The organism is Ferdinandcohnia sp. GQ5, from assembly GCF_059759275.1.
In genome coordinates, this window is sequence record NZ_JCAXEW010000003.1 from 106,881 (window position 1) to 119,161 (window position 12,281).

Genomic DNA, 12,281 nt, shown 5'->3' on the forward strand with positions numbered 1-12,281 from the left:
GCATGAAACTAAGAAAGCAGTCCAAATACCGTACTCATTCGGACAGCTATGCCCCTTAATGAGTAGAAAGATGTCAAAATCCAAAATACACACTCAAGACCGCTCCTCGATAAGATATACCTGTCCCAATTCCGTAAAGAATTAAAATGAGATGATATCAAATGGCATACAAAATGTATCAATTATAATGATCATCTAAAATCAAACAGATATATATACGCTTTCTCAATAATATAGTGATATAAACGGGGATGAATTTTGAATATTGCTTTTTATTTTATCGAATGCCCAGAAAGGGAGATTTTTGTGTCGAGGATTGATTTATCAAGATTTGAGAAGAGGATTGTGTTACGAAATATTAGGCATGAGGACATCGAAGAGATTATTGAGCTTTCAAAAGTGTGTTTTCCCAATATGGACCCATGGGAGCGGGATCAATTAGAAAGCCATCTTACCATCTTTCCTGAAGGTCAATTTTGTGTTGAATATGATGGGAAAATCATTGGCTCCTGCTCAAGCTTAATTGTTGATTTTGATGAATATGAGGATAAGCATACGTTCGATGAGATTAGCGATAACTCCTATATTCGCAACCATGACCCACATGGGAAAAATCTTTATGGAATTGATGTCATGGTCCATCCGGATTATCGCCGTATGAAAATCGGGCGTCGACTCTATGAGGCTAGAAAAAAACTTACTCAAGAACTCAACTTAGAAAGTATCATTATTGGGGGAAGAATCTCAAACTATCATAAATATGCGGATGAAATGTCTGCTAGGGAATATGTGGATCAGGTCATCCAACAGAACATCTATGATCCAGCCCTTACTTTTCAAATGATTAATGGGTTTGTCCTGAAGCGCGTTAATGCCAATTACTTATCGGATCGGGATTCTTTAGGCTATGCAACTCTAATGGAATGGAATAATCCAGATTACTTGCCTAAGAAAACGAGGAGAATTTACAATCGGTCCCTCCCAGTAAGAATTTCAGTGATTCAATATATGATGAAAAAAATCAAATCCTTTGAAGACTTTGCCACACAATGTGAATATTTTATCGATGCGAGTTCTAACTTCCGCTCAGACTTTGCTGTGTTCCCTGAAACGTTTACCATGCAGTTATTGTCGTTCATTGATGAGCAGGTACCGAGTAAACAAATCAAAAGAGTTTCAGAATATACGGAGGACTATATTAATCTCTTTTCGAAACTTGCCGTAACATATAATATTAATATCGTAGGCGGTTCGCACTTTGTGGAAGAGGATCATTGCCTTTATAATGTTGCGTACCTTTTCAGACGAGATGGTACAATCGATAAGCAATATAAGCTCCATATCACACCTGATGAGAGAAGATGGTGGGGAGTTCAACCAGGGAATGGTGTCCACGTATTTGACACAGACTGTGGAAAAATCTCAATTCTGATAAGCTATGATATACAATTTCCGGAGCTTGCTCGGATTGCTGTGGATAAAGGGGCACAAATTATTTTTACCCCGTTTAGCTCAGAAGATCAACAGGGGTATTTAAGAGTGAGGTATTGTTCACAAGCTCGTGCTGTTGAAAATCAAGTATATACGGTAATTGCTGGTGCGGTCGGTAACCTTACACATGTCCCACATATGGATGTACAGTACGCACAATCCGGTATTTTTTCACCATCTGATTTTACGTTCTCAAGCAATGGAATTGTTGGAGAGTGCAACCCGAATATTGAAACAATCGTGGTGGGAGAGGTTGACCTTGAAAGCCTTCGACGAAACCGTAACATTGGAACCGAAACCCCACTAAAAGATCGCCGAACGGATTATTATCAAATTATCACGAAGAAACCTAAACAAGCCAAAAAGACAATCCCATCTGATTAAATACTTATACACATGTGAATAACTGTTTAACATAAATTAACCGCCTAATCCGCAAAGGAATAGGCGGTTATTCATATTTCTATCTTACACGCTTCGTTCAACCCTAAAAATCGCGTGATGTAGCTTTTCAATCATGAGTTCGACTTCTTCCTTTCTGATACAGAGAGGGGGAGCGAAGACGAGTGTATCCAAACCATCAAATACGACGGATCTACAGATTAAGCCGATTTTCGCGGCCTCATTCACAATTTTGGGGGCAAGAGGTCCTTTTACATGCTGTGGTGTATTGATTTCGACAGCACCCATGAGGCCGAGTGCACGGACATGACTGACAAGACTGCTTTCACCTTGAATCCATGAAAAACCATCAAGCATTTTGGCACCCATTTTTGCAGAATTCTCGATTAATCCCTCTTCTTCAATGATTTCGATGTTTTTCAACGCGACTGCACATGCCATTGGATGACCACTGTACGTATATCCATGTAAAAGTGTCCCAGTTGATAGTTGCTTGAAATCCTCAAAAATAGACTCGGATAGCATGACCCCACCTAACTGGGCATATCCACTCGTTACACCTTTGGCAAAACACATCATGTCAGGTGCAACACCATAGTGGTCCACTCCAAAGTATTCACCTGTCCGCCCAAATCCTGTAATCACTTCATCTGTAATCCATAAAATATTGTATTCATTACAGATGTTCCGCACTTCTTTAAAATATCCTTCAGGTGCGATATGGACCCCGCCAGCCCCTTGCACGGGTTCAGCGACAAATGCTGCAATTGTATCTGGACCTTCAGTTTCAATCGTCTGGCGCAATTCCTCAGCAGAAAAATTATCCGTATGATAAAAATCAGGTGCTAATGAATTTGTAAAATCTCGAAAAGGCTTTAGGCCTGTTGCACTTGTCGATCCCATGGCAACCCCATGATAAGACCTATTTCGAGAGATAATTTTCTTTTTCTCAGGCATTCCACGGAGTATCCAGTAATGCCGTGCTAATTTATATGCCGTATCATTTGCTTCAGAGCCACCTGAAGTAAAAAAGGTTGTTGATAAACTTCCTGGTGAAATTTCTGCAAGTTTAGCTGCCAAACGGATTGCAGGTTCATTGCTAAATGTTGCAAAACAAGAGCTAAATGCAAGCTTATTCATCTGCTCCTGTGCTGCTTGCCCTAATTCTTTACGACCGTGTCCGATATTGACATTCCATAAAGAAGACATGCCATCGAGTACGCGTTTTCCATTCACATCCTCAAGAAACACACCTTCTCCTTTTGTGAAAATAAAGGCAGGTCCTAAATCCTGCTGTTGCTGTATCGGAGAGGTTGGATGCAAAAAATGTTTTTGATCAAGTTCCATTAGTTCCTGTCGCACCATTCCTTTTTCGTTCATTCAATTCCTCCTTCGTAAATAAGCTTTTATTGAAATATATGCGAAGGGTTCAAGCTTTTGAACTACGAATAAGTGAAGGAACTACTCCTTTCGGGTTAATGTTTCGTTTATGTAAATGCTACTTTTAAAACGTAATTTTGTTTTAACTCTCCTGTAACACGGATGAAATATATTTTGAGTATGATAATAGTAGTAATTGACCCCCTTTTTATAAATAGATTTTTTTTGGGCACGGGTACATCCCCCGTGCCCCCTTTTTTTTAGTCGGCCGAAAATGACACTTCGAATTTCTGCAAACATTGCACCGAGAACATAGTGAATTACTAAGACATGCGCTTGCGTCTGCTAGTTTATTCTCGAAGTCAATTCCTCAGCGCAAGGCTACAATGATGTTAGCTCAAGCAGTTGCCTCGTTCCGGTACTCAAAGCTGCGCCGCCTTGAACTCTCGACGCACAGGACGTGCTAGTGTCGACAACCACAGGACGTCGACGCGGTCCTATTCAACCTCCTTTAGGAAACACACCTTAAATTATAAAAAACAATATGAAAATCTTGTTCGTTGTGAGTACCTGTTAGAAATAGTATAATAATATCAATATGAATGCTTACAAACGGTCTATTTAAAAAGAGACCGACTTGGGGTGAAAGAAAGTGCAAAGAGTAACAAATTGCTTAGTACGCAAGGATAATAAAGTCTTGCTTTTACAAAAGCCACGACGCGGGTGGTGGGTTGCCCCTGGTGGAAAAATGGAACCGGGTGAGTCAATCCGTGACTCTTGTATCCGTGAATACCGTGAGGAAACTGGACTTTATCTTAAGAACCCAGATATTAAAGGGATTTTTACATTTATCATTAAAGAAGGTGACAAGGTAACCTCTGAATGGATGATGTTTTCTTTCTTAGCTAATGATTTTGAAGGGGAAAATGTTGATGAATCTGAAGAGGGAATCCTGAAATGGCAAGACATCGGGGACATACCCAATCTGCCGATGGCACCAGGTGATTATCATATTTTAGATTATGTACTTAAAGGTTCTGGGGTCATATATGGGACATTTACATATACACCCGATTTTCAATTACTATCTTATCGATTAGATCCAAGCTAATTTATTCAGTCGAGATTCAAGCACAGACTGCATAAAGTTAGTGCGTCTGGCGGATGCCTCAGATTTTTTAGAGAAAAATTTCAAGCATAAGACATTAAGAACGCCACATTCTGTGACAACGTCTTTGTAAACCCTCGTGTGGATATAGAAAATCTGAGTGCAAATACGCCAAGGCGCATTTATATTAGGGAGGCAAAACAATGAGTGTTGGTTCAACAAGTGAAATACAATTAGTAATAATAACTGGAATGTCAGGTGCCGGAAAAACGGTTGCCATTCAAAGTTTTGAAGATTTAGGGTATTTTTGCGTAGATAACCTACCCCCAACTTTGCTTCCAAAGTTTCTAGAGTTGATGAAAGAATCTGGCGGAAAAATGAATAAAGTTGCACTCGTCATGGACTTACGGGGCCGTGAGTTTTTCGATAGCCTTTTTGCATCACTTGACGAGCTCTCAGAAGTCTCATGGATTTCTCCGCAAATCTTATTCCTTGACGCAAAGGATACGACTCTTGTTACTCGGTATAAGGAAACAAGACGTTCTCATCCTCTTGCTCCGACTGGTTCTCCATTGGAAGGGATACAGGCAGAGCGCGAAATTCTTGATGAACTTAAGGGAAGAGCACAATACATTTATGATACTTCTGAGTTAAAACCAAGAGAATTACGCGAGAAAATCTTAAAGCAATTTGCATCCGAATCAAGACCTACCTTTACAGTCAACGTAATGTCATTTGGTTTTAAATATGGTATTCCTATTGACGCTGACCTCGTGTTTGATGTGCGTTTTCTTCCAAATCCACACTATATCGAAACGATGAGACCGAAAACTGGACTTGAAGATGATGTTTCAGGTTATGTATTAAAATGGACCGAAACACAGAAGTTTATTGAAAAGGTAACCGACTTGCTTGCATTTATGCTTCCTCAATACAAACGGGAAGGTAAAAGTCAGCTTGTTATTGGAATTGGTTGCACAGGTGGACAGCATCGTTCTGTTACGCTTGCCGAATATATCGCAAATCATTTCAAGGATGAATATCAGACCCATGTTTCTCACCGCGATATTGAGAAGAGAAAGGACAAAAAGTAATGACCAAGCCAAAACAACCTAAGATTGTCATCGTTGGTGGGGGAACAGGACTTTCTGTACTTTTACGAGGATTAAAATATCTACCTGTTGATATCACGGCAATTGTGACGGTTGCAGATGACGGGGGTTCTTCTGGTCGTCTTCGAGATGAGATGGATATCCCACCGCCTGGTGATATTCGAAACGTATTAGCTGCGTTGTCAGATGTGGAGCCACTAATTGAAGATTTATTTCAACATCGGTTTGCCGGTGGGAATGGATTATCAGGTCATTCCCTGGGGAACTTGATTCTTGCGGCAATGACTACAATTACCGGGGATTTTGTTCACGCAGTTGGTGAAATGAGTAAAGTCCTCAATGTAAGAGGGAAGGTCCTTCCGGCGGCAAATAAAAGCGTCATTCTACATGCTGAAATGGAGGATGGTACAGTTGTTTCAGGAGAATCCAAGATTCCATATTCGGGGAAAAAAATAAAGCGTGTATTTTTAACACCTAGTGATGTAGAACCTCTACAAGAATCGATTGAAAAAATACAACAGGCAGATATGATTATCATTGGTCCTGGTAGCCTCTACACCAGTATTTTACCGAATTTACTTGTACCCAAAATCGGTGAAGAGGTTTTAAAATCGAAAGCAAAAAAAGTTTATATATGTAATGTAATGACACAGGCTGGGGAAACGTTGAATTTTACAGCTAGCGACCATGTTCAAGCTTTGTACGATCATATGGGCGTCAATTTCATTGATACTGTTCTTGTCAATAATGGAGAGATTCCTGAGAATATAAAAGAAAAATATGCAAAAGAGCTAGCAAAACCTGTAGTTTACGACACTGAAAGGCTTTCTGCTTTAGGTTTAGCTATCATCCATGATAAAATTATTTCATACGATAATGGAGTTATCAGACACGACACTACAAAAGTAGCAAACCTGTTATACGATTTGCTCATTAAAAATAAAAAGGGTGATTGAGGGTAAATCACCCACTTTTAAAAAAAGGGAGGTGGAACTGTGTCATTTGCATCAGAGACGAAAAAAGAACTTACAAATTTAGACATCAAAGACTGCTGCGCAAAAGCCGAGCTTTCCGCTTTGATCCGAATGAATGGCGCACTTTCCTTCTCTAACCAAAAAATGGTGGTTGACATCCAAACGGAAAACGCCGCGATTGCGAGAAGAATTTATACACTTCTGAAAAAATGCTATAATGTAGGAGTAGAGCTCCTTGTTCGAAAGAAAATGAGACTTAAGAAGAACAATGTATATCTTGTTCGCCTTATTGAGGATGCAAAGGAAATATTAGAAGACTTGAAGATTTTTGAAGGCTTTTCATTAAGGCAGGAAATTTCTTCGGAATTAGTAGCGAAGAAGTGCTGCAAACGCTCCTATTTACGCGGAGCTTTTTTAGCAGGTGGCTCCGTTAATAACCCAGAAACATCCTCGTACCATCTTGAGATTTTTTCATTATATAAAGAACACAATGACTCACTTTGTGAATTGATGAACGTTTTTGATCTCAACGCTAAAACGTTAGAACGAAAAAAAGGTTTTATCACCTACTTAAAAGAAGCAGAAAAAATCACAGAGTTCCTAAATGTCATTGGTGCGCATCAGGCATTGCTTCGTTTCGAGGATGTTCGAATTGTCCGTGACATGAGAAATTCGGTGAACCGCCTCGTCAATTGTGAAACAGCTAACCTTAATAAAACTATTGGGGCATCGATTCGTCAGGTGGAAAACATTCGATACATTGAAGAAACAGTCGGCCTAGGCATTCTACCCGATAAATTAAGAGAAATTGCGGAGCTTCGCGTCGCCTATCAGGATGTCACACTTAAAGAGTTAGGCGAAATGGTAACATCAGGCCAGATTAGTAAGTCGGGCATTAATCACCGACTTCGAAAAATCGATGAAATTGCTGATAAGCTACGAGCGGGCCAATCTATAAAGTGAGCACATTGCTCACTTGGAGAAAAATAAAGCGTTATCATTTTTAAATAAAATATGAAACCTTTAGAGCTCAACCTACGTATTAATAGGAAATACTAAAAAAAAACACAACTTAAGAATGTACAGAAAAATTTGAGGAGGAAGAAACGAATGGTGGAAAGACAAGTTGAGGTTGCTTTAAGAACGGGGTTACAAGCACGTCCTGCAGCGATGTTTGTTCAGGAAGCAAATAAATTTTCTGCAGATATCTTTTTAGAGAAAGATGGAAAAAAGGTAAATGCAAAAAGTATCATGGGTCTAATGAGCTTAGCAGTTGGCAGCGGTACAACAGTTACATTAATTGCTGATGGAAATGATGAAGAAGCAGCGGTTGAAGCATTAACTGAATTTGTTCAAAAAGAAGCATAAAAAAATCCTCTCACGATTAGATGTGAGAGGATTTTTATTATTTCTTATTTATTGTCTTGTGGGAACATAACCTTGTCGATTAATCCGTATTCCATTGCTTTTTCAGCAGTCATGAAGTTATCGCGGTCAGTGTCTTTTTCAATAATTTCTAGTGGTTGACCAGTACGCTCAGCTAAAATTTTGTTTAGCTTATCGCGTAGGAATAAGATACGCTTAGCCGCAATTTCGATTTCAGTTGCTTGCCCTTGTGCTCCACCAAGTGGTTGGTGAATCATAACTTCACTGTTAGGAAGCGCAAAACGCTTGCCTTTTTCACCAGCAGCAAGTAAGAAAGCACCCATAGAAGCAGCCATACCAATACAGATTGTAGAAACCTTTGGCTTAATGAACTGCATTGTGTCATAAATAGCCATACCAGCTGTAATCGAACCACCAGGGCTGTTAATGTATAAAGAAATATCTTTTTCAGGATCCTCAGCTGCTAAGAACAATAACTGAGACACAATTGAGTTAGCCACATTATCATCAATGGCACTTCCAAGCATGATAATACGGTCTTTTAATAAACGCGAGTAAATATCATAGGCGCGTTCTCCACGGTTTGTTTGCTCAATAACTGTAGGGATTAAATTCATTTAACTTCCTCCTTCAAAACAAATTAAAAACTTTACTACTATGTATTTCCATCATACAATTAAGGTCAGTAAAGGTCAAACAATTCGCTTTACTAACTTATCTTATTCTACAAACATTTATGACATACCTTTATCGATGTGAAAAAAACTAAATTTCATACGTATACCATCATAACCGAATTGGAGTGTTTTAAAACATTCATCTTGCAATCAAATGCGTTCTAGCCTATAATGATGAGTGCAGTTTCTATTTAGACATGCCCTCGTAGTGTAGTGGATAGCACAAGAGATTCCGGTTCTCTTATCGTGGGTTCGAATCCTGCCGAGGGCGCTAATGAAGAAAGGACCAGAGTAAAATCTGGTCCTTTTTGCGTATTATGGTATTGGTACCTTTTTTCGTAAAATAGTTGAGGGGGGACACAAACGCATGAATCGTACCCTTACGAGCCGGAAATCGAGCCAAAAGGGAACACAAACGTGCTAATCGTACCCTTACAAGTCAGAAATCAACCTAAAAGGTAATGTAAACGCGAATCAAACCCTCATCAGCAAACAATCAGACTACGTTGGCATAGATATCCCCCGCCCATCACGTCGCCAAAATTCCATCTCCAAATCGCTAATTATCCTTATACCCTAATGTTCCTTCGTACACATCCTCGTCAACTGGGTTCACAGCCCACATTGTTTGAATGGGATCAAATTCAGTTGCGAACTCTTCGTTGTTTTTCGCTTTTTTTGCTTCATACAAAGTCCCCGTCACCGGGCCGGTATACATAATCTCATTTTTTTTCAATTCAAATCACCTCTTTAAAGTAGATTCTTTCAAAAAATGAATAAAAATGCGTGCTAAAATTTAACTTTTTCGATACCATAGAAGTAAGCTAAAATTAGCGATAGAACCTCTTCGATAAAATGAGGTTGTTCATTACAATAAGAAAAGTAAACGCTTCCATTTAATACAACTCAGGGGAAGGGGGAAAACGAGAGTGAATATGCAAACTGGACTTTTTCAACAGCAATCATTAAAGCTAGTCATGACAAAGGAGCTAACTCAAGCTATAACTCTTTTACAATACTCTTCTTTGGATCTGACTAAATTTCTAGAAGAGCAAACATTAGAAAATCCCCTAATAGAAGTAAAACAAACGGATTTTAATAGAGTAATGAAATCAAAGGTCAAAAATGAATCCTACACAAATCCGATTGACTATATTGGAAAAAAAGAAACAACCCTTTATGAACATTTGCTTACACAACTTTCATATATGAAAGTGAACACCGTAAAAAAGCGAACGATGGAGTATATAATTCAACTTTTGGATAGCAACGGTTATCTGTATTTTCCGGAGGAGGAGATTGCAAAGGACCTTAATACGGATACAGAAACCATCGAAAGTGCAATTCACTATATTCAAAGTCTAGAGCCGATTGGGGTAGGGGCAAGGTCCTTACAGGAATGCCTACTTCTACAACTCAGGAAATTGCCAAAGCGGAATAGTCTTGCTGAAACAATTATTCAGGACTATTTTGAAGAATTCGCAGAAAAGTCCTGGAAGGAAATCGCAAAGCAACTTGATGTAAAGCTCTTTGACATTCAACAGATTTTTGACTTTATCCAAACTCTTCAGCCGAGACCAGGTGCAGCTTTTCATGGAGGAGAAGCACAATATATTGTTCCTGACTTTGATATTCAAGTTGAAAATGGTGTTGTCATCATGAACATGCACGATTCTTATTTACCAAAGGTTTCGTTGAATCTTCAGTATTACCAACATTTCATACAAGAAAAAGATTCAAAAACTAAATCCTATCTTCAAGAAAAAGTGGACCAGTGCCAATGGATTATGAGAAGTTTGGAGCAGAGAAAACTCACCTTACAAAATGTCATGAACGAAATCATCAATCACCAACTGGATTTTTTTCTAAAAGGACCAGCTCATCTAAAGCCGCTTATAATGAGTGATGTTGCACAAAGTTTAGACATTCATGAATCAACTGTAAGCCGTGCAGTAAAAGATAAATTTGTGCAAACTCCATTTGGTATCTTCGAAATGAAATATTTCTTTAGTCGCAACATCCAGACAACGGGTTCAACCGACACGTCATCAACTCAGGTTAAGAACGTTTTAAAAGAGTTGATTGATGAGGAAAATAAACAAAAGCCTTTGTCAGACCAGGATATTGTCAGTATACTTAAGGAGGAGCATGGTATTCTTGTGTCCAGAAGAACAATTGCAAAATACCGTGATCAATTAAATATACCATCTTCATCGAAGCGAAAAAGATACAGCAAGTAGATTGGAAGTGTAACAGTTGAGACGCATTCAAGTCACCATGTATTCAAAAGATAATTGCTCCCTTTGTACAAAAGCGAGGCGGGTTATCGAGGAATTAAGTGAGGAATTTCCATTAGAACTCAATGAGGTTGATATTTATAAAGATGATGAACTTCTTGAAAAATATCAAATCATGATTCCGGTTATCGAAATTGACGGAAACGAAGTGGAGTATGGGATTATCCATAAAGAAGTCATTCAAGAGTATCTAAGTAAATATTTAAAATAATCTGACTGCCTAAAAAATAGGCAGTTTATTTATTGCATTCTTTTAAAAGTACTGGTACTATAGAAAATGTAACACGGCGATATACAATTTTTATTGGAGTTGTTTTTTTTTACTGTAAGCGGGACATAATATGTCACAGCGGGACAAAAACAGTCCCTTATAGTAAAAAGGGGAAATGAATAAATGAGTTCGATTATTGAGGTACAACAAAAATTATTACCTGATTTACTAGAGGTTATGCAGAAACGCCATGAGATCCTCAAATACATACGACTTATGCAGCCGATTGGAAGAAGGAATCTTTCTACGAGTCTTGGTCATAGCGAACGTGTCCTCCGTGGTGAAGTTCAATTTTTAAAAGAACAAAACCTTGTTGACTTTAGTACGGCTGGAATGAGCTTAACAAGTGAGGGTGCTGAACTATTAAAGGACCTTGAGGATGTCATGAAGGAAGTTTTAGGTTTACGGGTTTTAGAATCACAGCTTAAGGAAAAGTTAAAGATAAAAGGTGTAATTGTCGTTTCTGGCGATAGTGACACAACTCCTTGGGTGAAAAAAGAAATGGGGAGAGCTTGCGTTTCAAGAATAAAACAAAGGCTTTCTGGAGAAAATATCGTCGCAGTTACTGGTGGTACAACCCTCGTTGAGGTCGCAGAAATGATGACCCCAGATTCGAAAGGGCGAAGTATATTATTTGTTCCAGCAAGAGGTGGACTAGGAGAACGAGTAGAAAATCAAGCAAATACCATTTGCGCAAAGATGGCCGAAAAAGCTTCTGGTGATTACCGTCTCCTCCATGTACCTGATGTTGTGAGCAATGAAGCGTATCAATCCTTTGTGGCCGAACCATCGATTCGGGATGTCCTGAATTTGATCAAATCGTCAAGTATGGTCGTTCACGGAATAGGAGACGCTATTACAATGGCTAAGCGGCGTAAAACAGATGAAGAGGACATGAAAAAAATCATTGAATCTCATGCAGTCGCAGAGGCTTTTGGGTATTATTTTGACGAAGATGGGAAAGTGGTCCATCGGGTTCAAACAATTGGCATCCAGCTAGAAGGTCTGAACGCAATTCACGATGTGATTGCCGTAGCTGGTGGAGCTTCGAAGGCAACAGCCATTCAAGCATACTTAAAGCAGGCGCCTGAGACACTGTTAATAACAGATGAAGGTGCAGCGAAAGAGTTAATAAAGGGGTAAATCAACCTCTTAAATAATATTTTTTTAGGTTTCACATACA

12 protein-coding genes and 1 tRNA gene are annotated in these 12,281 nt (G+C 39.0%); 10 read left to right on the top strand and 3 right to left on the bottom strand.

Features of this window, described 5'->3' with window-relative positions; all coding sequences use genetic code 11:
• Positions 1-306 precede the first annotated feature (306 nt).
• A complete protein-coding gene (locus AC6CHV_RS04800; protein ID WP_121446332.1) occupies positions 307-1,875 on the top strand; it encodes a GNAT family N-acetyltransferase in 1,569 nt (522 codons plus the stop codon).
• A gap of 84 nt (positions 1,876-1,959) precedes the next feature.
• Here AC6CHV_RS04800 and AC6CHV_RS04805 read toward each other — a convergent pair whose 3' ends face one another.
• Complete coding sequence (locus AC6CHV_RS04805; protein WP_498078247.1) at positions 1,960-3,273, bottom strand: aminotransferase class III-fold pyridoxal phosphate-dependent enzyme; 1,314 nt, start codon at positions 3,271-3,273, stop codon at positions 1,960-1,962.
• Between the two features lie 652 nt (positions 3,274-3,925).
• On the opposite strand from AC6CHV_RS04805, the gene AC6CHV_RS04810 reads away from it, so the two are divergent.
• The 5 genes from AC6CHV_RS04810 (at position 3,926) to AC6CHV_RS04830 (ending at position 7,835) form a co-directional block, all read left to right on the top strand.
• Positions 3,926-4,384, top strand: coding sequence for an NUDIX hydrolase (locus AC6CHV_RS04810; protein WP_099352509.1), 459 nt, complete (start codon positions 3,926-3,928; stop codon positions 4,382-4,384).
• A gap of 200 nt (positions 4,385-4,584) precedes the next feature.
• Positions 4,585-5,475: an RNase adapter RapZ gene (gene rapZ / locus AC6CHV_RS04815; RefSeq protein ID WP_121446330.1), complete on the top strand. Its 891-nt coding sequence runs from the start codon at positions 4,585-4,587 to the stop codon at positions 5,473-5,475.
• Positions 5,475-6,449: a gluconeogenesis morphogenetic factor MgfK gene (gene mgfK, locus AC6CHV_RS04820; protein WP_440274245.1), complete on the top strand. Its 975-nt coding sequence runs from the start codon at positions 5,475-5,477 to the stop codon at positions 6,447-6,449. Before rapZ ends, mgfK begins: the two co-directional genes overlap by 1 nt.
• Before the next feature lie 39 nt (positions 6,450-6,488).
• Positions 6,489-7,430, top strand: coding sequence for a DNA-binding protein WhiA (gene whiA, locus AC6CHV_RS04825; protein ID WP_121446328.1), 942 nt, complete (start codon positions 6,489-6,491; stop codon positions 7,428-7,430).
• 147 nt (positions 7,431-7,577) lie between these two features.
• Complete coding sequence (locus AC6CHV_RS04830) at positions 7,578-7,835, top strand: HPr family phosphocarrier protein (RefSeq protein ID WP_121446327.1); 258 nt, start codon at positions 7,578-7,580, stop codon at positions 7,833-7,835.
• A 44-nt stretch (positions 7,836-7,879) separates the two neighbouring features.
• Here AC6CHV_RS04830 and clpP read toward each other — a convergent pair whose 3' ends face one another.
• The gene (gene clpP / locus AC6CHV_RS04835) at positions 7,880-8,470 is read right to left on the bottom strand and encodes an ATP-dependent Clp endopeptidase proteolytic subunit ClpP (protein ID WP_341330358.1); all 591 of its coding nucleotides are present in this window, start codon (positions 8,468-8,470) and stop codon (positions 7,880-7,882) included.
• Positions 8,471-8,729: 259 nt separating this feature from the next.
• Here clpP and AC6CHV_RS04840 point away from each other — a divergent pair.
• Positions 8,730-8,801, top strand: a tRNA-Arg gene (locus tag AC6CHV_RS04840).
• A 288-nt stretch (positions 8,802-9,089) separates the two neighbouring features.
• Here the strand turns inward: AC6CHV_RS04840 and AC6CHV_RS04845 are convergent.
• Positions 9,090-9,266 carry a hypothetical protein gene (locus AC6CHV_RS04845; RefSeq protein WP_498078248.1) on the bottom strand — a complete coding sequence of 59 codons (177 nt, stop codon included), beginning with the start codon at positions 9,264-9,266 and terminating at the stop codon, positions 9,090-9,092.
• A gap of 199 nt (positions 9,267-9,465) precedes the next feature.
• Between AC6CHV_RS04845 and rpoN the strand changes: the two genes are divergently transcribed.
• From rpoN to AC6CHV_RS04860, 3 genes are all read left to right on the top strand, one after another.
• Positions 9,466-10,770 (top strand): RNA polymerase factor sigma-54, encoded by a 1,305-nt coding sequence (gene rpoN, locus AC6CHV_RS04850; RefSeq protein ID WP_498078313.1) that lies wholly within the window; start codon positions 9,466-9,468, stop codon positions 10,768-10,770.
• A 25-nt stretch (positions 10,771-10,795) separates the two neighbouring features.
• Entirely contained in the window at positions 10,796-11,038 is a 243-nt protein-coding gene (locus tag AC6CHV_RS04855; RefSeq protein WP_341333489.1) for a glutaredoxin family protein, read from the top strand.
• 183 nt (positions 11,039-11,221) lie between these two features.
• A complete protein-coding gene (locus AC6CHV_RS04860; protein WP_341330360.1) occupies positions 11,222-12,241 on the top strand; it encodes a sugar-binding transcriptional regulator in 1,020 nt (339 codons plus the stop codon).
• The last annotated feature ends 40 nt before the right edge of the window (positions 12,242-12,281 follow it).

What these genes read in the sequence shown, in the direction of transcription:
- AC6CHV_RS04805 (WP_498078247.1), bottom strand. Translation starts at nt 3,273, where the DNA reads ATGAACGAAAAAGGAATGGTGCGACAGGAACTAATGGAACTTGATCAA.
- rapZ (WP_121446330.1), top strand. Translation starts at nt 4,585, where the DNA reads ATGAGTGTTGGTTCAACAAGTGAAATACAATTAGTAATAATAACTGGA.
- mgfK (WP_440274245.1), top strand. Translation starts at nt 5,475, where the DNA reads ATGACCAAGCCAAAACAACCTAAGATTGTCATCGTTGGTGGGGGAACA.
- AC6CHV_RS04830 (WP_121446327.1), top strand. Translation starts at nt 7,578, where the DNA reads ATGGTGGAAAGACAAGTTGAGGTTGCTTTAAGAACGGGGTTACAAGCA.
- clpP (WP_341330358.1), bottom strand. Translation starts at nt 8,470, where the DNA reads ATGAATTTAATCCCTACAGTTATTGAGCAAACAAACCGTGGAGAACGC.
- rpoN (WP_498078313.1), top strand. Translation starts at nt 9,466, where the DNA reads ATGCAAACTGGACTTTTTCAACAGCAATCATTAAAGCTAGTCATGACA.
- AC6CHV_RS04860 (WP_341330360.1), top strand. Translation starts at nt 11,222, where the DNA reads ATGAGTTCGATTATTGAGGTACAACAAAAATTATTACCTGATTTACTA.